Source organism: Thalassotalea fusca (assembly GCF_053485835.1).
Genome location: NZ_JBQRUN010000006.1, coordinates 63,140 through 89,165, shown reverse-complemented (window position 1 = coordinate 89,165; position 26,026 = coordinate 63,140). Strand labels below are relative to the sequence as shown.

Below are 26,026 nucleotides of genomic sequence, written 5' to 3'. Positions count from 1 at the left end.
TCAAAAAATGATGGCACCAGTTTAACAATGTATTATTGCCACGCGAATCGTGGCATAACCAAAACGATATGGAATTGACAAAATAGAGATTAAATAGATGCTTGTGCCAACAGTATGCTCACTTGGTATTAGCGCAGTAATGCAGATGTTAGTTTCTTAATGTCTGCTTGCGGAAATGCAGCATGGGTGAACAACAACAAGTCATCTTCAGGTACATAAGACAGCGTACCTCTGGCGTTAATTGATCGCGTGGGAAGTTTCACGATCGGCGTGAAAGTTTGTGTGTCATAGTCGAAAAAAGTGATATGTAAATGGTGGTTAAAAGTACGCACATAATAAACGCCTTTGGCTGTGTTAACCCAGCTGTAAGTGGTTTTGAATTTCTTACCATTTATTTTGTTTAAAGGCAGGTTATTTTCACCTAGTTCCTTTTGCCATAACCCAGATTTTTCTTGGGTGAATAATAGCGTTGTTGGCGAAGTCATAACGCCAAATCTTGCACCGCTATTGGTGATGCGTTTACTTTCACCTGTAGCAATGTTAATGATATGAAGATCTGTGTATTCATCAGCATAAACGGCGGTTATTATGCCGGTATCGTCATATGTCCAAGTAGGTCGATTGTGATTTTTATGCGGGCTATTGAGCACCGAAAGTTTTTCAGTGCTCAAGTCGTAAATATATATTTTATCTTGTGTTTCTTCTTCGTTAGGTGCTAAAAAAGCGATTTTCTTACCGTCATGCGACCAAAACGGATACCTTACTGATTTCTTAAGAAAGGTTATTTGCTGTCTATTTTGTCCCTGTTTGTCTGCTATCCATAATTCATAAAAGCCTGATTCATTAGAAACATAGGCGATCATTTCAGTAGCCGTAGAGTAATTGGGATAGTGGTGGCTATCGGCTGACTCTATAATAGGAAAAGGGGTTGAAGCTACATCATCGTTCAACGCCAAACTGGTTAATGTGTATTTTTCGCTTCTTTGCTGAAAAAACAACTCATGGGAGCTTCTGCTGAACTCTGGATAACTAAAACCATCAATATTTATGGCAGTTGAAATTTTAGTTTCTATGTCGAGAATATACCCTTTACGAATATCTGCGCGTTGTGCCGCGTAGATAATCCGTTTGCCATCAGCATGCCAGGTTAACCCAACGATGTCTTCTTCACCAAATGATAATTGTGTCGCTTCTTGCGTTGACAGATCTACCAAAAATAGATTCTCGTTAAATGTATTTACGCGACGTGTCACTGCAATGCGCCTGCCGTCAGGTGAGAAAGCAAAGTCGCGATCACGGTAACCACAGTTGTTACTACACGAAAAACGATAAGGTTGGCTATCAGGGTTGGTTAAATCAAGAAAATAAATGCCACTACTGTCTGCGGGTTCTTGGTAACCATGAAACGCTAATGTTTTATTGTCTGCTGAAATATCGATGTAATAGTAGCCGCCGCGCTTAGGGCAATTGGCTAAGTGTTTCTCTTGTTGTGTTTCAACTTTCAACTGAATTACTTCGCAGGTTTTTTGTTGGCGGTCTTTCTTGGCGAAGTATAAGTAAGCACCATCATTACTCCATACCGAAAAGCCAATATTCACATCGCCAAAGGTGAGCTGCTTAGGCGGAATTTGAGGGTTGTGACGATCTTTTAAATATAAGTTGTCATTGCCTGCTTTATTGACCCACTTGAACACGATGTTATTGCCGTCAGGGGATGGCGAAGCGAATAACTCAGCGCCAGGTTGCTTAGTGATTGATTCGATACGGTCGTGCTGTGGTTCAGGTGTTTTGTCATACAAAAACACACTGACTACCAATACACATAGTAATAACAACGAATACATTGCATGTAATTTTTGCTGTTTCTCTGCGTTGGCTTGATGTTGCTGTAACGCTGGTGTCGTTGATCTAATTGTCTGCTCATCAAGTGCTATACCTGTATTGGTATCTGCATTGTCTGATGGATAATTCTCTGCAAGTTCGTCTTCTTGCCATTGCGGTTCAACTAACAGTCGGTAGCCAACTTTTCGAATAGTTTCTATGACGGTTGACTCTGTCTCAGCACCTTTTAGTCGTTGGCGCAAATGCCAAATCGCATTGGTGAGTGCTTTTTCACCGACATAAATATTACCAGCCCAAACCTTTTCAATTATCTCTTCTCTGGGGATGATTCGAGGATATTGGCTGGCTAAGTAACACAACACCTCGATAAATTTTGGCTGCAACGTTTCTTTTTCAGCACCTTCATGCTGAATCGCATATTCAATAGGAATAACCTGGCAATTGCCAATACGAAACGTACGTTCAAACTTCATAGCGCTTTTTTAGTTGTTGTGCTGCGTGAATTTATCGCGGGATGAAAGCGAATCCATCCTAACGTTTTTATATGTTTTTTGTGCATTCAAATGTTAACGGCTTAGTCAGCTTTTTACAATGAGAAGACAAGCAAATATTCAAAATAATTCATTTCAATTTGTGTCATTTAGTCATGCATGGTGATGTTTGTAACTGGTTGTTTTTATGGTGTTTGTTGATAATAGAGATTAAATAGATAAATAAACGAGTTGTTACAGATTGTACAAATGTCGCGCTTTCAATACAAAAGTCATGTTCAGAAAAAATGAACACCACTCAACACGTAAATAAAGCATGTTGCTCGCTGTTAATCACGCTGTTGAAGGAAGCAAAAAAACTATAAAACGATTTATAAGAAACATGACAATGGGAGAAGTGATGAATAAGAAACTTATCACGATGGCAATTCAAAGTGCGCTAATTTCTAGTGCTATCATGTCGCCAGCTTTGTTGGCAGCTAATGCACAGCAAGTTGAAGAAGTTAGTCGACAAGCTCAAACATCTAGTAGCGATCCTGCTGAGAAAAAAGCAGAAACGACGGAGAAAATCACAGTAACGGGTTCGCGCTTGCGTCGTGACAGTTTCAGTGTAGCAACACCATTAGCGGTAATGGATCGAGAATCAATTGAAGACACTGGTCTTGGTTCGCTCTCTGAAATTTTAGTCGGTGAGTTACCGCAAATTTCTGAGGGCAGTAGTAATAGCAATACGCAATCGAGCGTGCAAAATACAGGGCTTTCAACAATTGATTTGCGTGATTTAGGCACGAATCGAACACTGACGTTAATTGACGGGCGTCGCGTTGTTTCTAATAGCTATTCGGGCAACTATGTCAGCCTGACAACGATTCCTTCAGGCATGGTCGAGAAAGTTGAAATAATTACGGGTGGAGCCTCGGCTGCTTACGGTTCTGATGCGGTAGCAGGTGTAGTTAATATCATCACGCAACAAGACAAAGAAGGCTTGTCGTTCAAAGTGCGTGGTGGTACCTCTGACGAAGGTGGCGGTGAAGAGTACACCATAGACTTTGACTACGGGACTGAGTTTAACAATGGTCGCGGCTATATGTTTTTTAGTTCGAGTTTTGATAAGCAATTTGGTCTTGATTATTGGGACCGCAAGCGCGCTCAACAAGAAGATGCTTATCGCTACGACAATGAGCAAATGTGTAATCAGATGCTAACAGAAGATGGTTACCAATGTATGCGAGACATTACCTCAGCCGATTGGCGTAACCGTAGCGATGGTATTTTTGGAGGGGTATTCGGAGAATCTTCGCGCAACGATACACAGTTTTGGTACGACGGCACAACATTGCGTAATGACTGGAAAGATAATGAAGAAAAATACGGTATTCATTCAAACCAGTTTGTGATGTTAAAAATACCAGACGAAGCCGTTTCAGCTGCTGTTAAAGTAGATTATGAACTGAACGATGACATTCAAAGTTATTTTCAAGTGCAATATGCCAGCAACAAGTCGGTTAACCACAAGTCGCCTGAAGATGAGTATGAAAGTGCCTACGCGTTAACTTTAGATCCAGAAACGGGAGAACCAGGTCGTGTTCGTCCTGGTTATATTCCGATTGATAATCCTTTTGTACCAGAAGAAATCCGAAATTCAGGACTCTACAAAGATCGTATTTATTGGGATAGGCGCTTTGCTGAGGTAGGTAACATTATTACGGATAATACGCGTACTACCGTACGTTCATGGGCAGGCCTACAAGGGACAATGTTTGATGGAAACTGGGATTGGGATATCTCTGTTGGTTACGGCAAATTCAAACAAGAACAAGTGCGCTTTAACGAATTAAACACGTTTAATGTAGCCTATGCTTTAGATGCGGAATATGCAGACGATGGTGTAACGATTCAATGTGCTGATGAACAGGCGCGTGCAGACGGTTGTGTACCATTAAACCTTTTTGGTGAAGGCTCTATAACACCAGAAGCTGCTGACTACATTCGAGCAAATCCAACTATTACCACAGATATCGATCAATTAACTGTGATGGGCTACATTGCGGGTGACTTATTTGAAATGCCAGCTGGTCCTGTAGCTTCAGCCTTTGGATTTGAATATCGCAAAGACACACAGAAAGTTCGTACTAGTAAAGAACAGCAATATGGCGGCATTACTTTTAACGTTGTACCGAGTTTTAGTGGTGAGGTTGATGTATATGAAGCATTTGCTGAAGCAGCATTTCCACTGCTAAAAGACGTTAAAGGGGCAAAGAGTTTAACGGCTGAAGTTTCAGCACGGATAGCAGACTATAGCTGGTCTGGTACAGGCTTAGTTCAAAGTTATCGTACTGGTTTGATTTGGGAACCTGTTGAAGGTTATGTAGTACGCGGTAACTGGGCACGGGCACAACGTGCACCGACGATTACTGAGCTAATGTCGCCACCGCGAGGCGATTATGACAGCTTCGATGACATTTGTGATGGTACGTCGGCTACGTCTACGGCTATTGGTCATGACAACTGTCGATTAGAACCAGCAATTGCCGCACAAATAGCCGCAGACCCTGACTTTGTGTTTGAAGATGACAATAATAGTTACTCGCCAAATACGGGCAACGAAGAATTGTTCGAGGAAACCGCCGATACCTATACCTTTGGTATTTCAATGGCACCAGCGATGCTGGATGGTTTTAGAATGGCAATTGATTATTGGGATATTCAAATTGATGATGCTATCGCGCAAATCGACAATGCTGACATCATTAATCAATGTTACAACTCGTCGATGGCTTGGGGGGATAACAATAATTTCTGTAACGATATAACGCGAGATAGCGAAGGTAACATAATTGAAATTCTTCAGCGTTCGTTCAACGTAGACGAAATTCGCACCAAAGGTTACGACATAGCAGCAGAGTATCGATATGACCTAGGCGAAATGGGATCATTAAAGTTCAAAGCTGATATGACGCATGTCATTGAGTACTCAAAAACATTTGAAGGCAATGATGGTGTAGAAACTAACTACTACGAAGGTGATTTGGCTAATGGTATCTTTGAAGATCGAGCGTCAGCTTCACTTACTTGGTATAAAGATGACTGGCGGATTCGCTGGAGCACCAAATTCAAAGGCAGTGTGGTTGATGACAAAGATCGCGGTGAAGACTGGCAGGAATATATGACAGAAAATGCTGAAAACTGTGCTTCAGGCAGTGACGATTGCGTTGAAAATCCAGAAAAACTTGCTTTCCACGATTTGAGTTCGTACATCAAACATAACTTGTCGGTGAGCTATAACATGACTTTAGCGAATGATAGCGAAGTACGCTTGTTTGGTGGTGTGAATAACATTTTCGACAATAACGGTGACTTCATTCTAGGTGGGCGAGGTAACTATAGCAGCCAGTATGGCGGTGGAATGGGGCGCTTCTATTACCTAGGCGCTGAAATACAATTTTAATTCTCCCGTAGGAAATGCTCAGGCACAAGGATGTGCCAACTAATTCGTGTGTTACGTCATGTCCTGATGTAATAGCTTACGATAAACTTTGCGAGAACGTCGAATCTGACTAAAAACTGACTATGAAATTACCAATGATATTTTTTTTGTTTAGTGGCTTGATACTAACGGCAACGAATACGGTTTACGCGACGAATCTTGATGCCTCGTCAAATGTTGTGGATGCGCCAATCACCGATGGCCCTTATGTCAGCATATCTAATAGCCAGTTGAATTATCATTATATTTGCCAAGATAAAGTGCTAGAGGACAAGCGGACCATATCTACATTACCGCATCGTTTTGCTGCTTGTGGGTTGCTGGCTGATATTCCCAGTTTAGCGCTTCGAACAGACTTGCTGGAATATCATGGCGATTTCAAGGTTGCGGCATTGAGCGATTTACATGGTCAATATGATCTGATGATCACCTTACTGGTGAATAACGGCATTATCTCAGCTCAAGGAAATTGGACATTTGGCAAAGGACATTTTGTCATTACGGGGGATGTGTTTGATCGCGGCGATAAAGTGACTGAGATCCTCTGGTTCTTATACCGTTTGGAACAGCAAGCAGTAAAAGCCGGCGGAAAAGTACACCTACTTCTCGGTAATCATGAGGTGATGGTATTAAATGGCGATTTGCGCTATTTACACCCTAAATATGTCAAAGCGGCGAAACTTTTAGAGACAGAATTTGCAGAACTATTTTCAAAGACAACTGTGCTAGGGCAATGGCTGAGAAGTAAATCGGTGTTAGTGAAAATCAACAATGCTTTGTATGCACATGGAGGTTTTCATCCAGAACTTGCGCAAAAGAACCATTCGTTGCAAGAAATAAATAGTGTGTTCAAAAAACACCTTATTAAAGCTGAGTTGCCTAAGCCTAGAGAAGGGCTTGCTCGCTTCCTTCACAAATCTAACGGGCCTATTTGGTATCGTGGTTATTTTAAAGATGACGGTGCAACATCAGAAGAAATCGATTTGCTACTGAACCATTTTGACATTGAACACTTAATTGTTGGTCATACTTCACAGAATAACATCGAGACACGCTATCAGGGTAAAGTTATTGCTATCGACAGTAGTATCAAAAAAGGCGAGTACGGTGAGTTGTTATTTATTGAGGGCAAAAAGTTGACGCGAGGCACGTTAAGTGGCGAACATCTGCTTTTAAACTAAATTAGAGTCTTTTGTATCTATTATGTTGCTCACGTCACTGTTCGAATGACAAGAATAATGCACAAATTCCTATGCCTAAATATGTTGAACTGCGCTAGTATATAGCTACGTGCAAGTGAAGTAGGTGCAATGCGTTGTTGTTAAAAGTTCTAGGTATATTCTTTGTTGGTATAGCGGCGCTAGGTGTCGCTTTGCCTTTATTACCAACTACACCGTTCTTATTGTTGGCGGCTGGTTGTTTTGCCAAGTCGTCGCCGCGCCTCCATCAACGCTTGCTCGATAACAAAGTGTTTGGCCCAATGATTTATCATTGGCAAGCGACACGTTCTATTCCAAAACGCGCTAAAATTATTTCATTGTTAACGATTGTGCTGGCCGTGTCGTGGTCGTGTTATATGATGGAAAGTATTTATTTAAAAATGGCCGTGATCGCGCTGGTTGCTTGCCCATTTATTTTTATTTGGCGACTGCCTCTGGCAGAAAATTGCAAAGTGAATGAGGTTGAGAGCAATCAGGCTAAATCAAATCTTTAGCCTGATTGAATAATTGATTTATGTTATTGTTAACTAAGTGCCTTTTCTACCAATGTTGCTAGGTGCGGTGGTAGTTGGTAAGTTAATGCGATTTCATGCCCCTTAGGTGACATTTTACGCCAGGTTTTTTGTAGGATGCTGATAATTTTTTCTTCGCTGTGCTTAGCTGCAAAGTCTTCAAAATAATGTTGTAAAAAGACTAAACAAGCAACATCTTCCAGCGTTTGTGTCTCAGGATTTTTCTTAAGCCTTTCTTTACGCAATATTGACGCGACATTGTCAGACTCTTCCACGCTATAGCCATGCGCTTGCATGATTTGGGCGGCAGTAGTTGCATGAAACTCCCCCAAAGCCTTGCGCCATGCCAAATAGCCTGCTTTACCCAAAGGGTAGTCGGCGCGTGGAATATACCAGCGCTTAATGTGTTGTGCACGAACTGCTATTTGTAAGTATTCTGAAGCGTCTGGCCAGTGTGATTTGAGGCATTCACTCATCTGATGGCCATATATCAACTCTTTAGGGGCTGATTCACCATCATGTTCTACGCTATTAGGATCTTGGCGGTTGATACTATCGATTTCGGCAAGTACAGATTCTAGTTTCATGAAATTTAATATCCATTCAATGTTTTCTAAATTGCTATCTATACTATCAAGATAGCAAATCTTGCTGAGTTAATAATCCATTATTTGTTGTTGTATGCAGTTGTTTGCAATAGAGGCTAAATGAGAACAAGTATAGTTGCAACAGCAGAGGCTTAATGAGAACAAGCATAGTTGCAACAGCAAAACGGTAAATGATGGCAGCAAAATTTTTTGTTGAATTTTTAGTAATTGATGCTGGCTTGATATTGTTGTTAACGAGGTATTTGAGTATAATGCTTTCCCGTCTTGTTAGAGGGTATTTATTCTCTTTACTATCTAACGCCAAATTCTATTTTCCTGACTTCTGGGTATCACATGACAACTAGGTATATATTTGTGACGGGAGGCGTTGTATCGTCTCTAGGTAAAGGTATTGCTGCAGCATCACTCGCAGCGATTCTTGAAGCGCGTGGTTTGAAAGTAACCATGCTTAAGCTTGATCCTTACATTAATGTTGACCCAGGGACAATGAGTCCAATTCAGCACGGTGAAGTATTTGTTACTGAAGATGGTGCTGAAACCGACCTTGATTTAGGTCACTACGAACGATTCATTCGCACCAAAATGACTAAGCGCAACAACTTTACTACTGGCCGAATCTATCAAGATATATTGGCTCGTGAGCGTAAAGGTGAATTCTTAGGCGCAACAATCCAAGTTATTCCACATATCACTAATGATATTAAGCGTCGCGTAATCGAAGGCGCTGAAGGCTATGATGTTGCTATGGTCGAAATTGGTGGCACGGTAGGTGATATCGAATCACAACCGTTTCTCGAAGCCATCCGCCAATTAGGTGTTGAGCTTGGTCGTGAACGCGCAATGTTCATGCACCTAACGTTGGTACCGTATTTGGCCGCGTCAGGAGAAATCAAAACAAAGCCAACGCAACACTCTGTAAAAGAGTTACGTTCAATTGGTATTTTGCCAGACATCTTAATTTGCCGTAGCGAAGAATCAATCCCACATAACGAACGTTCTAAAATAGCTTTGTTCACTAACGTGGAAGAAAAAGCTGTTGTATCAATGCGCGATGTAGACAGCATTTACAAGATCCCTGCATTATTGAAGGCGCAAGGCACAGATGAACTTGTCGTTAAACGCTTTGGCTTAGATGTGCCTGAAGCAGACCTATCTGAATGGGAGCGAGTACTTTACCAAGAAGCTAACCCAGGTGGTGAAGTAACGATTGGTATGGTAGGTAAATATACGGAATTACCTGATGCATACAAATCAGTGAACGAAGCTCTTAAACATGCGGGCATTAAGAATCAGGTAAAAGTAAGAATTCAATATGTTGACTCACAAGATATTGAAAGCAAAGGCGTTGAAATTTTGTCAGCGCTTGATGCTATCTTAGTACCTGGTGGATTTGGTGAACGTGGTGTAGACGGAAAAATCTTAGCAGCACAGTATGCGCGTGAAAACAAAGTACCTTATTTAGGAATTTGTTTGGGGATGCAAGTTGCCTTGATCGAATATGCGCGTAATGTTGCGGGTATGGAAGGGGCACACAGTACTGAGTTCAATCCTGAAACTGCATATCCGGTAGTAGGTCTTATCAATGAATGGTTAGACGAAGCGGGTCAAGTTGAATATCGTGACGAAGATTCGGATTTAGGTGGAACAATGCGTTTAGGTTCGCAATTGTGCCATCTTGTGAAAGGTACCAAGACGTGCGACGTATATGGCAGTGAAACAATTTATGAAAGACACCGTCATCGTTATGAGGTAAATAATAACTACAGAGAGCAATTGAGCAAAGCTGGATTAGTGTTCTCTGGATTGTCTACCGACAAGAGCTTAGTTGAAGTGATTGAAATTCCAGAGCACCCATGGTTTATCGCGGGTCAATTTCATCCTGAATTTAATTCTACTCCGCGTGACGGCCATCCGTTATTTGAAAGCTTTGTGGCGGCTGCATTTAATTACAGCAAACACGAGCCAGAAGTAGAAAATTAATTTGAAACCGTAGCCTTGTGCTACGGTTTTGCTTTTAACTGCCACTAAAATTGATGCGCAGTTAAATTACATGATTTCGGTATTCTCGCATTTTGGCGAGTTACCTATTTTTATCCATCGTTCATTCGCTGTATTGAACGCAAAGTTTGAGGAACAATAATGTCAAATATTAGTAAGATAATTGCACGTGAAGTTATGGATTCTCGTGGCAATCCAACTGTTGAAGCTGACGTATTTTTGGCGTCTGGTGCTTGGGGTCGTGCATGTGCGCCATCAGGTGCATCAACAGGCTCTCGTGAAGCGCTTGAACTACGAGACGGCGACAAATCACGTTACTTGGGTAAAGGTGTTTTGAAGGCAGTTGCTGCGGTAAATGACAAAATTGCTCCTGCTTTGGTAGGCCAAAACGCTTTAGAACAAGTGAAAATCGACCAAATCATGATTGATTTAGACGGCACTGAAAATAAAGAAAACTTTGGTGCTAATGCCATTCTTGCTGTGTCACTTGCTAATGCAAAAGCAGCAGCGATGGAAAAGAAAGTGCAATTGTTTGAACACATCGCTGACTTAAACGGCACACCGGGCAAGTACTCTTTACCACTTCCTATGATGAACATCCTTAATGGTGGTGAGCACGCAGACAACAATGTTGATATCCAAGAGTTCATGGTACAACCGGTTGGCGCTAAGAGCTTCAAAGAAGCGTTACGTATGGGCGCTGAAATTTTCCATCACTTGAAAAAAGAATTGTCTTCAAAAGGCTTAAATACGGCTGTTGGTGATGAAGGTGGTTTTGCGCCAAACTTAACGTCTAACGAAGAAGCGTTAAAAGTGATTGAAGCTGCTGTTGCTTCAGCTGGCTACAAAATGAATGACGACGTTACGTTAGCGCTAGACTGTGCGGCATCTGAATTCTATAAAGACGGTGTTTACGATTTAGCAGGTGAAGGTAAGCAATTTGACTCTGAAGGGTTTGCAAGTTACTTAGCTGAGCTTACAGCACGTTACCCAATCGTTTCTATTGAAGATGGCTTGGACGAAAGTGACTGGGATGGTTGGAAAATTTTGACTGACAAGATTGGTGAAAAAGTACAGCTAGTTGGTGACGACTTATTTGTAACTAACACTAAAATCTTAGCACGTGGTATCGAGCAAGGCATTGGTAACTCAATTCTTATCAAATTCAACCAAATCGGTTCTTTAACTGAAACGCTTGCAGCTATTCGCATGGCGCAAGAAGCTGGCTTCACGGCGGTTATTTCACACCGTAGTGGTGAAACAGAAGATGCGACGATTGCTGATTTAGCAGTAGGTACAGCGGCTGGTCAAATCAAAACAGGTTCACTATGTCGTTCAGATCGCGTTGCTAAGTACAACCAATTGTTACGCATTGAAGAATACTTAGGTGACAAAGCAGTATTCAACGGCCTAAGCGAAGTTAAAGGTCAGTAAATAATATTGTCCTGTTAGCCACTGTGTTAACAGTGAAATATTAACGTTATAGTGAAGAAAGTCACTATAACGTTTAAAAGCTCACACATTGTTGTGAGCTTTTTTTTAACTATCTGAAAAATGATATATTTAATACCAATGAAAGTTGTAAGAATTATTTATTTTTGCGCGAAAAAAAGTGAAATTAATTTGAACCAACTCAGTTTATTTATCGTCCTTTAGGATAGATGTTTTAGAAACTAGGTTAGTAATGGATTGCAAATCAACAAGTAAGTTAAAGCTGCAGTTATTGATTTTGAGAGCACAATCTGGATGTGAGTCTGGTTTTCAAGAATTATTTGGTTTGTTCAAAGGATATACTTTTAAGTATCTCAACACATTATTGGGGCAAACGGATGCTGAAGATGTACAACAGCAAATTTGGTTCAAGGTGTATCAACAGCTACCTTCACTGTCTAACCCGTACGGTTTTAGGCGATGGCTTACGCAAATTGCTCACCGTGCTGCCCTTGATCATCTAAAGCTCAATAAAAAACATGTGGTCAGCTTTGAACCAGAAGTTGAGGTGCAGGGCCTTGATAAAACATTTCAAATAAACATTCCTCAAAACTTCGAGCTCTTACATAAAGCGCTCAACAAGCTATCGTTTGAGCACAAGGAGGTTATCTTGTTGTTTTATTGGCAAGAATTTACTTGTGTTGAGATAGCACAAATACTTAACTGCAATGTTGGTACAGTCAAGTCAAGACTGTTTAATGCTCGCCAGCAATTGCAGCGCTATGAATCTATTACTCAGACATAATTTGGAGAAAGTCGATGCAACAAGATTATTCGCAGCTATGGAAGCAAGTTGAACGAGATAAAATTAAATATAAAGTATTTTTGTTGGTAAGTTTAGTCGCTTGGGGAGTGGCAATCGGTGTATTAGCTTACATTGGCTACTTGTTCTATCTTGATTATATACACATAAATAACCTATTTGAAGTTGGTGCTGCAAAGCAGTTTGATGTGCATGAGGCCAAAAAAAATATCTATACTGTCGTACTAACAATTTCCATTATTGTCGCGTGTTTAGCCAGTCTTGTGGTGCTAATGCGTCAAAGGAGCTGTGCACTACATGATATTCAAGTGCGACTTGCGATTGTTGAGCAACACATCTCCGAATCAAACGACAAAGCCTAAATAACCAGCCAGCCGTTAACATAAGAAATCATGTTAGCGGCTTCGGCTGCATTTGAAGATTCGTTGCTAATAAAACTTAATTTTATCTTTGCGTAACAATGAAGTATGCTTAAATTCTAAGCGATAATTTAAGCAGTATATTAACCATTCATGACTGAACAAGTTTCTCTGTGGCAAAACAAACCTCAATCAGCGGAGTTCGCTGAATTGTGCAGTGCGCTATATGAGCGAGAATTGAAAGTGTTATCGCAACAGTCCAATACACAGGTTGAAAGTCTTCAAAGTCGACTAAAGAGTTTACCGTACTACGTGAAACTCACCGCACACGCTATGATGCAAGTTACCTCACCACTTGATATTGATTTTCAAAATGCCAGTTGGTCAACAAAGCAAAGTAGTCAAATGCCACTGTCAGGTCAGGAGCCAGAAAGTGTGAAGCACTGGTACGAAACGGTGCCTTTGCAACATGGTTTAGTGGTGCCTGTTGTGATGAATGACCATATTGAACTTGATTGTATTGATAGAGTCGACAACGAGAGGCGTCGCTTTCGAACAAATGCTTATGGTTGGTTCTCAAGCGAAAATCAATATGTTCATCAAAGAGTAACGTTGTTAAAACCGACTAAGCGCGTGATGATGTCAGCTTGTGCAGGCCATGTTTGGCAAGGGAAGAAGAAGCTTGATCCTATTTTGCCTACGCTGAGGGAACTACTATTGTCATGTACAATTAATTGGCAAAATCTTAAACGTCCTTCGGCTATTAATTCTCAATAAATAGCCACTAACAACACTTTTATTACATCCTGTATTTACAGGCGCTTCGAGCCATTTATAATACCGCTATCATCTTAAACTGTTTTAGTAGGCTACATTATGCGAATTATTTCTGTCGTATTGTTTATATGCTTGGTCTTATTGCAATACCGACTGTGGTTTGGCAAGCATAGTGTGCCTGATTATATTGCCCTGAAAGAAAATGTTGTCAGGCAAATTGAAAACAATGAACAACTTAGACAAAGAAACAAGCTGCTGTATGCTGATACCGATGACTTAAAGTCAGGTATAGAAGCAATCGAAGAGCGGGCACGCAATGAACTCGGTATGATCAAAGAAGGGGAAACCTTCTTTCGCATTATTCCAAAGCAGAAGTCTAGGAATTAATGAATCAGGAATTAATTATGGTGCCTTACGAAGGGCCGCTCGCTGTTGTCGTACCTGCAGCTGGCGTTGGCAAACGCATGCAGGCCAATGTACCCAAACAATATTTGAGAATTGGTGAGCAAACCGTTCTTGAACATACGGTTGAACGCTTGCTTTCATTTAAGCGCATAACCAAGATTGTCGTGGCGATTAGCGCTGATGACGAATATATTCATGATACTTGGTTACCTCAACATAAGCATGTTGAGGTTGTTCATGGTGGCAAAGAGCGTGTGGATTCAGTGCTCGCAGGGATAAAGTCATTATCAGCAGAACAATTTCCTTGGGTATTAGTACACGACGCGGCAAGACCATGTGTTACAACAGAAGACCTTTGTGCACTTATTGATACGTGCCTTGAAAAAAATGAAGGTGGCTTACTTGCATACCAGGTGCGAGATACCATGAAGCAGGCTAAAGATGACGTTGTCGAACTTACAATTGAACGTAGCCACTTATGGCATGCACTTACACCACAAATGTATCCGACCATACAGCTAGAAACAGCGATTGAAAGAGCACTCTCACAATCGGCTGTTATCACCGACGAATCGTCTGCTATTGAGTATTGTCAGTTACCCAGCCACCTTATAAATGGTTCAAGCGAAAATATTAAAATCACCCGTCCGGCAGACCTGACTTATGCCGAATTTATCTTATCCAAGCAACAGTTAAACAGAGAGACAGTGTAATGCGTATTGGACATGGCTTCGACGTTCACAAATTTGGTGGCGAAGGCCCGCTGGTATTAGGCGGTGTTGAAATTCCATTTGAACGGGGATTTATTGCACACTCTGATGGTGATGTGGCAATACATGCCTTATGCGATGCAATATTAGGCGCGTTATGCCTAGCTGACATTGGTAACCATTTTCCCGATACGGCAAGTGAATATGAAAACATATCGAGTCGCATTTTGTTGCGTCATGTCGTAGAGCTTATGGTCGAAAAAGGCTACCAACTAGGGAACGCTGATATCACTATTGTTGCGCAGGCGCCTAAGATGGCTCCTCATTTACTTAATATGAGAACATGTTTGGCACAAGATTTACAGTGTGACATTGAAGATGTCAATGTAAAGGCAACCACGACCGAAAAGCTAGGCTATGTTGGCCGAGCTGAAGGAATATCAGTACACGCAGTAGTATTGCTGAAAGAGAAAAACAGCTAATGACCAAGTATTTAAACTCGTGGGCATACCTCTATGGCCAACCTGAAATTACCGGGCAGCTAAGAACTCAAGAATCAGATTTTAAAGTATTCGAACAACTGCCATTCGAGTTAACGGGTGAAGGTGAACACCTATATATTTATATCCGTAAAACAGGCACTAACACTGTTTACGTTGCACGCGAACTTGCAAAGTATTTTGAGGTTAAAGAGTCGCTGGTTGCCTATGCAGGGTTGAAAGATCGCTTTGCGGTAACTGAACAATGGTTTGCTGTACATTTGCCCGGTAAACAAAGCTATGATTTGCAAAATTTAGAAATTGACGGGGTTGAAGTTTTACATTGGCAGCGTCACAACAAAAAGCTTAGAACGGGCGCACTGTCAGGCAATCGATTTGTGATCACGTTGCGAAATGTCAGCGACGTAAAACAGTTACAACAGCGTTGGCAGTTAGCAATCACCCATGGTGTACCTAACTATTTTGGTGAGCAGCGATTTGGCATTGAAGGTAACAATATTGCCATGGCCAAAACGATGTTTGCCGGTAAAAGAGTGCGTGATAAAAAGAAACGTAGTATGTATTTATCTGCTGCTCGTTCGTTGATTTTTAATCAATGTGTGTCCGCCAGAGTAGAGCAAAACACGTTCGAAGCACCGCAGTTAGGTGATGTAATGATGTTGGCTGGCACTCAGTCGATATTCGTTCCAGAATCAATCGATGCAGAAATTGAACAGCGATTTGGCGAACACGATATTGATATTACTTGCCCTATGTGGGGCAGGGGACAATTGAAAACCACCGAAGACGTACTAGCGCTTGAACAAGCCATTGCACATGAAAACACTGAACTGTGTGACGGGTTAGAGCGAGCAGGCTTGAAACAGGAGCGTCGTCGTGCACGATTATTGGTGGCAAATGCTACGCTTGCGGTATTGGAAGATAATACGAGTGTAGAGCTGGCATTTGATTTACCCGCTGGGTGTTTTGCTACCACCTTATTGCGCGAGTTGTTAGACTATGACGATTTAACGCAGCGCCAAGAAAATGCGAGATCTAGGGAAGAGTCATGAGAATATTACTGAGTAATGATGATGGCGTGCATGCGCCCGGGATTAAAGTGCTCTTTGAGGAGTTAAGCAAATTCGCAGATGTTACTGTGATTGCACCAGATCGAAATTGCAGTGGTGCAAGTAATTCGTTAACACTCTTAAACCCTCTACGGGCGCAAACATTAGATAATGGCTTTGTTTCCGTAAACGGAACGCCAACTGATTCGGTTCACCTAGGGATTAGCCAGTTAATGGATCCATTGCCCGATCTTGTGGTGGCTGGAATTAATAATGGCGCTAATCTGGGCGATGATACCTTATATTCTGGTACGGTTGCAGCTGCAACTGAAGGTCGTCATATGGGGATGCCCGCAATTGCCGTATCACTTGTTGGTAAAGAAGAACGTCATTATGAAACGGCAGCGATAGTTGCTGCGAGATTTATCAAACGTTTACAAGCACATCCTTTGCCATCAGATCAAATCATTAATATCAATGTCCCTGACATTCCACTGCATGAATTAGCAGGAGTGCAGGTGACACGTTTAGGGCATCGGCATAAAGCTGAAACAATGAAACGAATGCTAGACCCTTGGAATCGAGATATTTTCTGGTATGGTTCTTTAGGGCAAGAGTTGGATGCAAGTGAAGGCACCGATTTTCACGCGGTGAAAGAGAATTATGCCTCAGTGACTCCGTTAACGGTAGATATGACGGCACACCAGAGTTTGCAATCTATGTCCGAATGGGCGAGTGATTTAATAATAGAGAAGAAGTAAATGAATGTCAGCGTAGGAAGTCGTATCGGTGGGAAGTCTGGCCGAAGTGGAGAATTACTGGCGAAAAAGTTACAGGCTGAAGGTATTAGTAACCCTGAAGTGTTAAAAGCAATCGCTAGAAGTCCACGTCATATTTTTGTGCCAGAGATACTTGCACATAAAGCGTACGATAATACTGCATTACCCATTGGTCAGGGGCAAACTATTTCGCAGCCCTATATTGTTGCCAAAATGTCTGAATTACTTCTTGCTGATGGAATACCAGAAAGCATTTTAGAGATTGGCACCGGCTCTGGATACCAAACCTCAATTCTGGCGCAACTTACTCCGCGCGTATATTCTGTTGAGCGTATTAAATCGTTGCAGTTTCAAGCTAAGCGAAGACTACAGGCGATGGATTTACATAACGTTTCTATGAAACATGGTGATGGCTGGAAAGGTTGGAAAAGCAAAGGTCCATTTCCTGCCATTATTGTGACCGCTGCTCCAGCAACTGTGCCATCTGCATTACTAGAGCAACTTGCTGACGGTGGACGCTTAGTTATTCCCGTTGGTGAACAAGTTCAAATATTGAAACTTATTACCCGTGAAGGCGACACATTTCACGAACAACAAATTGAAGGTGTGAGATTTGTGCCGCTAGTACCGGGGGCAATCTCGTGAAGATATTTACTCCGTTATATGAATGGACACTCAAGTGGGCTGAACACAAACTTGCGCCGAAAATGTTGGCGCTACTTACGTTTGCAGAATCTGTATTTTTTCCAATTCCCCCTGATGTGTTACTTGCACCAATGGTATTGGCACAAAGAGAAAAAGCCTGGTATTACGCTTCATTAACGACCATAGCGTCTGTATTTGGTGGTGTGGCTGGCTATTTTCTTGGTTTCTGGATGTTCGAACCTTGGATTCAGCCATTGATCACTGAATTGGGTTATCAGGCACGATTCGACAAAGCGGTTGAATGGTTTAACGAGTGGGGAGTGTGGGTTGTTTTTATCGCTGGATTTTCCCCTATTCCGTACAAACTGTTTACGGTGAGTGCTGGCTTCTTACAAATGGCATTTTTACCATTTTTATTAGTGTCAGCAATTGGCAGAGGTATGCGCTTCTTTTTAGTCGCTGGCATAATCCATTATGGCGGGGAAAAAATGGAAACCAAACTTCGCCAATGGGTTGATACCCTAGGTTGGGCCGTTGTTGTTTTAGTGGGTGTCGCTTATTTGTCACTTCGATAGCATAGGGAAATCATTATCATGTGGAAAGCTGAACAGGTGAATGCATTACTAAGAATAGGGCTAGCTTTCGTAGTCTTATTAGTAAGTGCCTGTTCAACCCGTCAAACACCTGCCCCAGTTGTTGATGCGCAAGCGCAAATACCCTTAAATAAACGGGTAAAAAACAGCATTTCTGGACAACAGTACACAGTTAAAAAGGGCGAAACCCTATATTCTATCGCATGGCGAGCCGATATTGATGTGCGTACACTCGCCACTATCAATAATATTAAACCACCATACCGTATTTTCCCCGGGCAAAAAATATTACTGGACGGACGAGTTTCGCAAGCTAGTAAAAATAAGCAGCGCAATGGTTTAGCAACAAAAAGTAGTGAAAAACCCATTAAAAAACCTGTTGCACAACCTAAAAAGCAGGAGTATGGTAAAACTGTGGTAGCACAAAAAACAAACAGTGAAACCACAAAAAATACCAAGCCATTCTCGCAAAAAATTAATAAGTGGGTATGGCCAGCGAGAGGAAAAGTTATTGCAAACTTTTCTACCGCAAAACAAGGTAATAAAGGAATAGACATCGCAGGTAATCGCGGTGACTCAGTTAAAGCAGCTGCTGACGGCAAGGTTGTATATGCCGGCGATGTGTTGAGAGGGTATGGAAAACTCATCATTGTTAAACATAATGATGATTACTTAAGTGCCTATGCTCACAATGATCGTATATTGGTCAAAGAACAGCAGACTGTAACAGCTGGACAAGTCATAGCGGAAATGGGTGACACTGATGCGCAAAGAGTCATGCTTCATTTTGAAGTTCGCTTTCGCGGAAAGTCTGTTAACCCTAAAAAGTATCTGCCGAGAAGATAATTATAAGTAGTTAAAATTTTAAAATTGGAGCCAACGTGAATATTTAATCAGTAAACAACGCTTAGCTAGTGACGGGAGAATTTAGCATGGGCATAGAAAAAGAATTAAAAGAAATAGCTATTGATGAAAGTGACGATGTACAGGAAGTATCACAAACCATTCAGGACGAAACACCTTCGAACTTAGATGCAACTCAAATGTATCTTAGCGAAATCGGTTTTTCTCCACTATTAACAGCTGAAGAAGAAGTATATTTCTCACGACTCGCACTTAAAGGTGACGAGCCCTCAAGAAAACGAATGATTGAAAGCAATCTTCGTTTAGTTGTCAAAATTGCGCGACGGTATAACAACCGCGGGCTGCCATTACTCGACCTAATTGAAGAAGGTAATTTAGGCTTAATTCGAGCCGTAGAAAAATTTGACCCAGAAAGAGGATTTCGATTTTCGACCTATGCTACATGGTGGATTAGGCAAACGATCGAGCGAGCGATTATGAATCAAACGCGTACGATTAGGCTACCCATCCACGTTGTTAAAGAATTAAATATCTATTTACGTACGGCGAGAGAGCTTATACAAAAGCTTGATCATGAACCTACGGCGGAAGATATCGCGAAAGAGTTAGACGTACCTGTTGCTGATGTCAGCAAAATGTTACGCCTTAATGAGCGCATTACCTCTGTTGATACACCGTTTGGTGCTGAATCAGACAAAGTACTGCTTGATGTAATACCTGATGAAAAATCGTATGGCCCTGAAGGTCACCTACAAAGTGATGACATTAAAGACAATATTGTCCATTGGCTTGGTGAACTGAACTCTAAACAAAGAGAAGTGCTGGCTAGACGTTTTGGTTTGTTGGGTTATGAAGCGGCAACGTTAGAAGATGTTGGCATGGAAATTGGCTTAACGCGTGAGCGTGTGCGTCAAATTCAAGTAGAAGCATTGAAGCGGTTGCGTGATATTTTGAGTCAACAAGACTTGTCAATAGAAGCCTTATTTCAAGCATAGGACAACAGCAAAGCGCTTTATTGATGGCAGTTGATAAAACTACACTGCCTCAAAGTTGAAAAATTTAACACCCCTAAATTTTACACGTTTAATGAAAAGGCAGCCTAGGCTGCCTTTTTTAGTTATGTGTTTTTATGCGACAACACCGCGTTTGCTTATTCAGCAAGTGATTTAAGTCGATATAAGTAATCTAGTGCCTGTTTCGGACTCATGTCATCAACAGAAAGTTGCTGTAACTCATCAACGATTGGATGCGTTGTTTCTATCAATGTAAGTTGTTCACCCTGTTTGCTAGGCTTCACTGGTGAGCCCTCTGCCGATACTTCAAGTTCATGTAATTTTTGCTTAGCGCGCGTTATGACTTGTTTCGGTACACCTGCAAGTTGCGCTACCTGCAAACCAAAACTCTTGCTCGCAGGCCCTTCTTGAACAGCGTGCATAAAGACGATAGTGTCGTCATGCTCTACTGCATCCAAATGGACATTGGCAAGAGTATCGAGTTGTTCTGCTAATTGTGTAAGCTCAAAATAATGACTGGCAAACAAGGTAAATGCTTTGGTTTGTATGGCCAGTCGTTCAGCACAAGCCCATGCCAATGAAAGGCCATCGTAAGTACTGGTGCCTCTCCCGATCTCATCGAGCAATACCAAACTTTTACTGGTGGCATTGTGAAGGATATTTGCTGTTTCTGTCATTTCTACCATGAACGTTGAACGACCACTAGCTAGGTCGTCAGACGCGCCAATACGGGTAAAAATTCGATCAACGATACCAATGTGCGCATGCTCTGCAGGAACGTACGCACCAATATGAGCCAGTAATACGATTAATGCTGTTTGGCGCATGTACGTTGATTTACCCCCCATATTAGGGCCAGTAATTATCAGCATGCGACGACTTTCATTGAGAGTTACTGGATTCGCAATAAAAGTATCTGCGGTCATCTGCTCAACAACAGGGTGGCGACCACCTTCAATGCGTATACCTGGATTGTTATCTAACTCTGGCTTCACATATTGAAGTGTTTGTGCGCGTTCGGCAAAGGTATTAAGAACATCTAGCTCTGCCAAGCCCGTGGCTAATGCTTGTAAAACCTCAAGTTCTGGCATGACTTTATCAAATAATTCATCATAGAGCTTTTTCTCAAGTGCTAAGAAGCGACTTTGCGCGGTCAATACTTGTTCTTCGTGCTGTTTTAATTCGTCAGTGATAAATCGCTCATTATTTTTTAATGTTTGACGACGAATATAATCAGCAGGCACGTCTTGAGCAGCACTCTTGCTGATTTCAATATAGAAACCATGGACTTTGTTGTAACCGACTTTCAGGGTTTGGATACCTGTGCGCTCTTTCTCTCTCAATTCTAATTGATTTAAAAACTCTGTAGCGCCTTGGCTTAAGTCGCGAAGCTTATCAAGCTCTTTGTCATAACCCGGAGCAATGACACCTCCGTCTCGGATCAATACTGGTGGATTCTCGACAATAGCTTCTGACAGCAGCGTAGCTAATTGTGGTAATGGCTGTATTGCTTTAGTGATAGGCGCTAGCACTTCCTTATTCGTACAGAAAGATAATGTGCCATTAATGTCAGGTAATGCGTGTAAAGCATGTCTAACGCGTGCAAAATCCCTTGGTCTCGCTGTACGTAACGCAATTCGTGAAACGATCCGCTCAATGTCGCCCAGCTGCTTTAGTTGCAGGTGTAAATCATCATAAATGTCCGCTTCAATTAGCGCAGTTGTTGCGTTTTGTCTGGCGACGAGCGTACTGATGTTACGCAACGGAAAGTGTATCCAACGCTTAAGTAAGCGAGAGCCCATTGGCGTGGCACTCTTATCCAATATTGATGCTAATGTATTTTCCTGCCCACCTTGCAAATTCTGTGTTAGCTCTAGATTGCGACGTGTTGCAGCATCCAATATAACGCCAGATTGGTAGGATTCGGCAACAATGGAGCGAATATGTGGTAAAGCGGTACGTTGGCATTCTTTTACATATTGAAGCAAGCAGCCTGCGGCACAAAGCCCTTTAGGGTAATCAGTTACGCCAAAACCATTTAATTCTTTCGTGCCAAATTGTTGATTGAGTTGTTTGCAAGCTGTATCTAGATCGAATTCCCATTCTGGGCGTCGACGTAAGCCTTTTAATCCTTCAACCAAATGAGTGCTTTCCATAGAGTCACTGTACAGTAATTCCGCTGGTGATAAACGTTGTAACTCTGCCTGTACTTGTTCTTCAGATTTTGGCTCGGTAAGAACAAATCGCCCGCTGGTCATGTCTAAATAGGACAAACCAAACCCTTGATTGGCTTGATATAGCGCAACGATCAAATTGTCCTGTCGATCAACCAATAGTGCTTCATCACTGATTGTGCCAGGTGTTACAACCTTCATTACCTTTCGTTCAACAGGACCTTTGCTAGTAGCTGGATCACCTACTTGTTCGCAAATAGCGACTGACTCACCCAGTTGTACTAATTTAGCTAGATAGGATTCAATGGCGTGATAAGGAACACCAGCCATAGGAATGGCATTACCACCAGATTTACCACGCGCCGTTAATGAAATATCGAGTAAGTCAGCTGCTTTTTTAGCATCGTCATAGAATAATTCGTAAAAGTCGCCCATGCGGTACAGCAAGAGGATATTTGGAAAATCAGCTTTGATGGTCAAATATTGACGCATCATCGGTGTATGTGTAGATAGATCAGTGGTTTGTGTCGTCATGGTTAATTTAGTAAGTGATTGAGCAGCCGCTTATATTTATGGAATGGCTGAGACTTCTGTCAAAATAATTGCGCCTATTATGCCATAGTAAAAATAAATAATCGGCGCATTTTCTTGTGAATATTCTAAATTGGAGAGAGGCACATATGCTAGCGCCAAATTCAACTCAACCTAAATTTAAAGCTACTGTATAAAATTCAATATCGTGACGGAAACATGAGTTTTTGAATAAGAACGCGAGCAATAAAGCCTAAATCTAGCAAAGAATATTTCTTTAAATAACAGCTTGTTATACATTTGTGTGGCATTGCACTCAAAAAAACTTAAATAAAATGCTTGATACTGTACGACCATACAGTATACTTTGCCCATATTGAATTTTGATACCCATATTCTGGAGCCGTTAATGGACGAAAATAAAGAAAAAGCCCTGTCTGCCGCACTGAGCCAAATTGAACGTCAGTTTGGTAAAGGTTCTATTATGAAGCTAGGTGAAAACCGTAGCATGGACGTAGAGACGATTTCTACTGGATCAATCGGACTGGATATTGCACTGGGTGCAGGTGGCTTACCTTTAGGTCGTGTTATTGAAATTTACGGACCAGAATCAAGTGGTAAAACAACACTTACATTAGAAGTTATCGCAGAAGCACAACGCAACGGTAAGGTTTGTGCGTTTGTTGATGCTGAACACGCATTAGACCCTATTTATGCTGAAAAGCTTGGCGTTAACATTAACGACTTACTTGTTTCTCAGCCAGATACAGGTGAGCAGGCATTAGAAATTTGTGACATGCTAACCCGTTCAGGTGCAGTAGACGTAATTGTTGTTGACTCAGTAGCTGCATTAACACCAAAAGCAGAAATTGAAGGCGACATGGGTGATTCACACATGGGTCTGCAAGCACGTATGTTATCGCAAGCAATGCGTAAATTAACAGGTAACCTTAAGCAATCAAACACTATGATGATCTTCATCAACCAGATCCGTATGAAGATAGGTGTGATGTTCGGTAACCCTGAAACTACTACTGGTGGTAATGCGCTTAAGTTTTATGCTTCAGTACGATTAGATATTCGTCGCATTGGTGCAGTTAAGAACGGTGACGAGATTGTTGGTAATGAAACGCGTGTTAAAGTGGTGAAAAATAAAATTGCACCACCATTTAAACAAGTGGAATTCCAAATTCTGTACGGTGAAGGTATTAACAACTTAGGTGAGTTAATAGACCTAGGTGTTCAAAACAAGATGGTTGAAAAAGCAGGTGCTTGGTACAGCTACAATGGTGATCGTATTGGCCAAGGTAAAGCGAATGCAACTAAATACCTTAAAGAGAACCCAGAGATCGCAAAAGATTTAGACTCACGCATTCGTGCACAGTTTTTATCTAAAGGCACTGAGCAAGAAGAAACTGTAGCAGAGTAGTTTTATTCTTGTTATGACATATGAGCGGTGCTTGAAAATAGTGCTGCTCGTATGTAACCACATTACCTACAGATAGTGCTTAATTAGCATATATCACTTAGTATTTTCGTTTCCTTTTATCACCATGATTTCCATGGACTGATTTCGCCAAATCTTATTTGCTGTTCATTCCAAAGATAGCTCATTTCTAAATGACCAAGTTACTTTTAAGTCGTTAATTGATAAGTATCATTCCTAATCCATAAATTAAGTTAAAAGATTAATTTTTCTTCCCATCCATTTGATTTTTCGTATTTTTAAATGCGCTTTTATCCCATAGCTTTGTATAAAAAGCATCCGTAACACTTGTTGTCGGTAGGTTGTTTTTATAAGGGGCACCGTCGTAATTTTCAACGTTGACGCATAAAAATAGTCAATGGTGACTTAGAGGGAATTAATGTCACTTTAGGGTCTTATCCTGTCACTTCAGCTTTTTATCGATATTTCCACACTTCTATTCGCTATTTTTTCCGTGCATCTGAGAAATAACGACCAATTTAGGTTGTTGTTATTTATGGTGCATACAATTTTTATTCATTTAAAAGGACTAAAGAAAAAATGAAAAACCTTAATAAAAATAAGAAATTAAGTTTTTATGTATCGAATGACCGTTCAAGAGGCGTTAGTTCGTTTGGTTTAGCGATAAAAGCAGGACGTTGTTCTTCAACGTCATCTACTTGTTGTTGCTGCTGTAGTTCAGCAGAGAAGTAGAGACAATTGCCGTGCCAGCTACCGTGGTGGCACGGCATTATTTTTAGACAAAGCTAAAGTGAGTAGAGGGAATGGCAATGAGCGATGAAAATTTAATATACGTACACCCAGCAATAACATGGCAAACCATCGATAGCGACAAATTACAAATCAGAGTCCCAGATGGACAGCATATAACATTGACAGAAAGTGCAGTACTAGCAGGCGCTATGCTTGAACGATTAATAGAGCCACAAAACTTCGAACAAATTCAAGACTGGGCGCAGCAGAAACAAATCGGTAACGAAGAACTTGAAACTGCATTGGCTACATTACACGAATATTCAATTATTGTAGAGTCGCGAGCTAAGCAAAACCAAGGTGTATTCAATAACGTTCTGAACTTCAATGTTAACTCAAGCAAAAGTATCCGCTCTGGATTGCCTTTCCCATATTTTTCTACAATAGAAGCAAAGGGCACTGGTTATATTTTCAATTGTGTAGAACAAGTAATTGAACAAACACAACCTGTACTCGATGAATTGCAAAATGAAAGTCAAACCGAAGGTCAACACCTGCGAATTGTATGTTCTGATATCGCTGATCAACAGTATTTACTAGAGCAAAACAGGCAGGCAGTGAAAGACAAAATCGCGTGCTTAACCGTTCAATGGACAGATGAATTCTTGTCGATTGGTCCACTTTATATTCCCGAAGAATCAGCTTGTTACGAATGTTTAAATGTGCGCAAAAGGGCGGCATCTAATTTCCTTAGTGAACTAGATGCGGTGCTGAAGAGAAATACGCAAAGAAGTGTTGACGTCAAACTAGATAGCACACTCGAATATCTTATTTCTTACGCGGTTAGTCGTTATTTGTCTCTAGTTACACGTGGCATGTTTCATCTTGTAAAACCTAATGAAGTCGAAACGTGGGATATTCTAAAAGCAGAAAAGACGGTAGGTGAAGTGCTGCGGGTTCCTCGTTGCGATGCATGTGGGCGTAAAAAATCAAGTGATCCAACGCGTGCTATTCGTGATTTAAATAGCTAAGGATT

The 26,026-nt window shown here is 41.3% G+C and carries 23 protein-coding genes; 19 read left to right on the top strand and 4 right to left on the bottom strand.

The features are described from left to right. Positions 1–128: 128 nt before the first annotated feature. The gene (locus ACSLUK_RS09415) at positions 129–2,315 is read right to left on the bottom strand and encodes a winged helix-turn-helix domain-containing protein (RefSeq protein ID WP_448548311.1); all 2,187 of its coding nucleotides are present in this window, start codon (positions 2,313–2,315) and stop codon (positions 129–131) included. A 418-nt stretch (positions 2,316–2,733) separates the two neighbouring features. Here ACSLUK_RS09415 and ACSLUK_RS09410 point away from each other — a divergent pair, with 418 nt between their 5' ends. The 3 genes from ACSLUK_RS09410 (at position 2,734) to ACSLUK_RS09400 (ending at position 7,534) form a co-directional block, all read left to right on the top strand. Then, positions 2,734–5,781: a TonB-dependent receptor domain-containing protein gene (locus ACSLUK_RS09410; protein ID WP_448548310.1), complete on the top strand. Its 3,048-nt coding sequence runs from the start codon at positions 2,734–2,736 to the stop codon at positions 5,779–5,781. 134 nt (positions 5,782–5,915) lie between these two features. Continuing rightward, complete coding sequence (locus ACSLUK_RS09405; RefSeq protein WP_448548309.1) at positions 5,916–7,001, top strand: metallophosphoesterase; 1,086 nt, start codon at positions 5,916–5,918, stop codon at positions 6,999–7,001. Positions 7,002–7,135: 134 nt separating this feature from the next. Then, positions 7,136–7,534, top strand: a complete 399-nt coding sequence (locus ACSLUK_RS09400; RefSeq protein WP_448548308.1) for a YbaN family protein — start codon at positions 7,136–7,138, stop codon at positions 7,532–7,534. A gap of 29 nt (positions 7,535–7,563) precedes the next feature. On the opposite strand, the gene ACSLUK_RS09395 is transcribed toward ACSLUK_RS09400, so the two are convergent. Next, positions 7,564–8,139 (bottom strand): DUF4202 domain-containing protein, encoded by a 576-nt coding sequence (locus ACSLUK_RS09395; protein WP_448548307.1) that lies wholly within the window; start codon positions 8,137–8,139, stop codon positions 7,564–7,566. Positions 8,140–8,493: 354 nt separating this feature from the next. On the opposite strand from ACSLUK_RS09395, the gene pyrG reads away from it, so the two are divergent. The 14 genes from pyrG (at position 8,494) to rpoS (ending at position 20,088) form a co-directional block, all read left to right on the top strand. Further along, entirely contained in the window at positions 8,494–10,140 is a 1,647-nt protein-coding gene (pyrG, locus tag ACSLUK_RS09390; RefSeq protein ID WP_448548306.1) for a CTP synthase, read from the top strand. A 159-nt stretch (positions 10,141–10,299) separates the two neighbouring features. Then, entirely contained in the window at positions 10,300–11,592 is a 1,293-nt protein-coding gene (gene eno, locus ACSLUK_RS09385) for a phosphopyruvate hydratase (RefSeq protein ID WP_448548305.1), read from the top strand. 250 nt (positions 11,593–11,842) lie between these two features. After that, the gene (locus tag ACSLUK_RS09380; protein WP_448548304.1) at positions 11,843–12,394 is read left to right on the top strand and encodes an RNA polymerase sigma factor; all 552 of its coding nucleotides are present in this window, start codon (positions 11,843–11,845) and stop codon (positions 12,392–12,394) included. A gap of 14 nt (positions 12,395–12,408) precedes the next feature. Next, positions 12,409–12,774, top strand: coding sequence for a hypothetical protein (locus ACSLUK_RS09375; RefSeq protein ID WP_448548303.1), 366 nt, complete (start codon positions 12,409–12,411; stop codon positions 12,772–12,774). Positions 12,775–12,924: 150 nt separating this feature from the next. Further along, positions 12,925–13,548, top strand: a complete 624-nt coding sequence (locus tag ACSLUK_RS09370; RefSeq protein WP_448548302.1) for a hypothetical protein — start codon at positions 12,925–12,927, stop codon at positions 13,546–13,548. Between the two features lie 99 nt (positions 13,549–13,647). Next, positions 13,648–13,935, top strand: coding sequence for a cell division protein FtsB (gene ftsB / locus ACSLUK_RS09365; protein WP_448548301.1), 288 nt, complete (start codon positions 13,648–13,650; stop codon positions 13,933–13,935). Then, positions 13,935–14,666 carry a 2-C-methyl-D-erythritol 4-phosphate cytidylyltransferase gene (ispD, locus tag ACSLUK_RS09360; protein WP_448548300.1) on the top strand — a complete coding sequence of 244 codons (732 nt, stop codon included), beginning with the start codon at positions 13,935–13,937 and terminating at the stop codon, positions 14,664–14,666. The genes ftsB and ispD overlap by 1 nt, the downstream gene beginning before the upstream one ends. Then, positions 14,666–15,145, top strand: coding sequence for a 2-C-methyl-D-erythritol 2,4-cyclodiphosphate synthase (gene ispF, locus ACSLUK_RS09355; protein WP_448548299.1), 480 nt, complete (start codon positions 14,666–14,668; stop codon positions 15,143–15,145). The genes ispD and ispF overlap by 1 nt, the downstream gene beginning before the upstream one ends. Continuing rightward, positions 15,145–16,215, top strand: a complete 1,071-nt coding sequence (gene truD, locus ACSLUK_RS09350; protein WP_448548298.1) for a tRNA pseudouridine(13) synthase TruD — start codon at positions 15,145–15,147, stop codon at positions 16,213–16,215. The genes ispF and truD overlap by 1 nt, the downstream gene beginning before the upstream one ends. Beyond that, positions 16,212–16,973 (top strand): 5'/3'-nucleotidase SurE, encoded by a 762-nt coding sequence (gene surE, locus ACSLUK_RS09345; RefSeq protein ID WP_448548297.1) that lies wholly within the window; start codon positions 16,212–16,214, stop codon positions 16,971–16,973. The genes truD and surE overlap by 4 nt, the downstream gene beginning before the upstream one ends. Further along, on the top strand, positions 16,974–17,636 hold the full coding sequence (locus tag ACSLUK_RS09340) for a protein-L-isoaspartate(D-aspartate) O-methyltransferase (protein WP_448548295.1): 663 nt from the start codon (positions 16,974–16,976) through the stop codon (positions 17,634–17,636). Continuing rightward, positions 17,633–18,211, top strand: a complete 579-nt coding sequence (locus tag ACSLUK_RS09335) for a YqaA family protein (RefSeq protein ID WP_448548294.1) — start codon at positions 17,633–17,635, stop codon at positions 18,209–18,211. Before ACSLUK_RS09340 ends, ACSLUK_RS09335 begins: the two co-directional genes overlap by 4 nt. An 18-nt stretch (positions 18,212–18,229) precedes the next feature. Further along, positions 18,230–19,075, top strand: a complete 846-nt coding sequence (locus tag ACSLUK_RS09330; protein WP_448548293.1) for a peptidoglycan DD-metalloendopeptidase family protein — start codon at positions 18,230–18,232, stop codon at positions 19,073–19,075. Between the two features lie 86 nt (positions 19,076–19,161). Further along, on the top strand, positions 19,162–20,088 hold the full coding sequence (gene rpoS, locus ACSLUK_RS09325) for an RNA polymerase sigma factor RpoS (protein ID WP_448548292.1): 927 nt from the start codon (positions 19,162–19,164) through the stop codon (positions 20,086–20,088). A 155-nt stretch (positions 20,089–20,243) separates the two neighbouring features. On the opposite strand, the gene mutS is transcribed toward rpoS, so the two are convergent. After that, a complete protein-coding gene (gene mutS, locus ACSLUK_RS09320; RefSeq protein WP_448548291.1) occupies positions 20,244–22,814 on the bottom strand; it encodes a DNA mismatch repair protein MutS in 2,571 nt (856 codons plus the stop codon). Between the two features lie 406 nt (positions 22,815–23,220). On the opposite strand from mutS, the gene recA reads away from it, so the two are divergent. Next, positions 23,221–24,240, top strand: coding sequence for a recombinase RecA (gene recA, locus ACSLUK_RS09315; protein ID WP_448548290.1), 1,020 nt, complete (start codon positions 23,221–23,223; stop codon positions 24,238–24,240). Positions 24,241–24,872: 632 nt separating this feature from the next. Here recA and ACSLUK_RS09310 read toward each other — a convergent pair. Next, positions 24,873–25,028, bottom strand: a complete 156-nt coding sequence (locus ACSLUK_RS09310) for a hypothetical protein (protein WP_448548289.1) — start codon at positions 25,026–25,028, stop codon at positions 24,873–24,875. A gap of 39 nt (positions 25,029–25,067) precedes the next feature. Between ACSLUK_RS09310 and ACSLUK_RS09305 the strand changes: the two genes are divergently transcribed. Beyond that, positions 25,068–26,021 (top strand): TOMM precursor leader peptide-binding protein, encoded by a 954-nt coding sequence (locus tag ACSLUK_RS09305; protein WP_448548288.1) that lies wholly within the window; start codon positions 25,068–25,070, stop codon positions 26,019–26,021. Positions 26,022–26,026 lie beyond the last annotated feature (5 nt).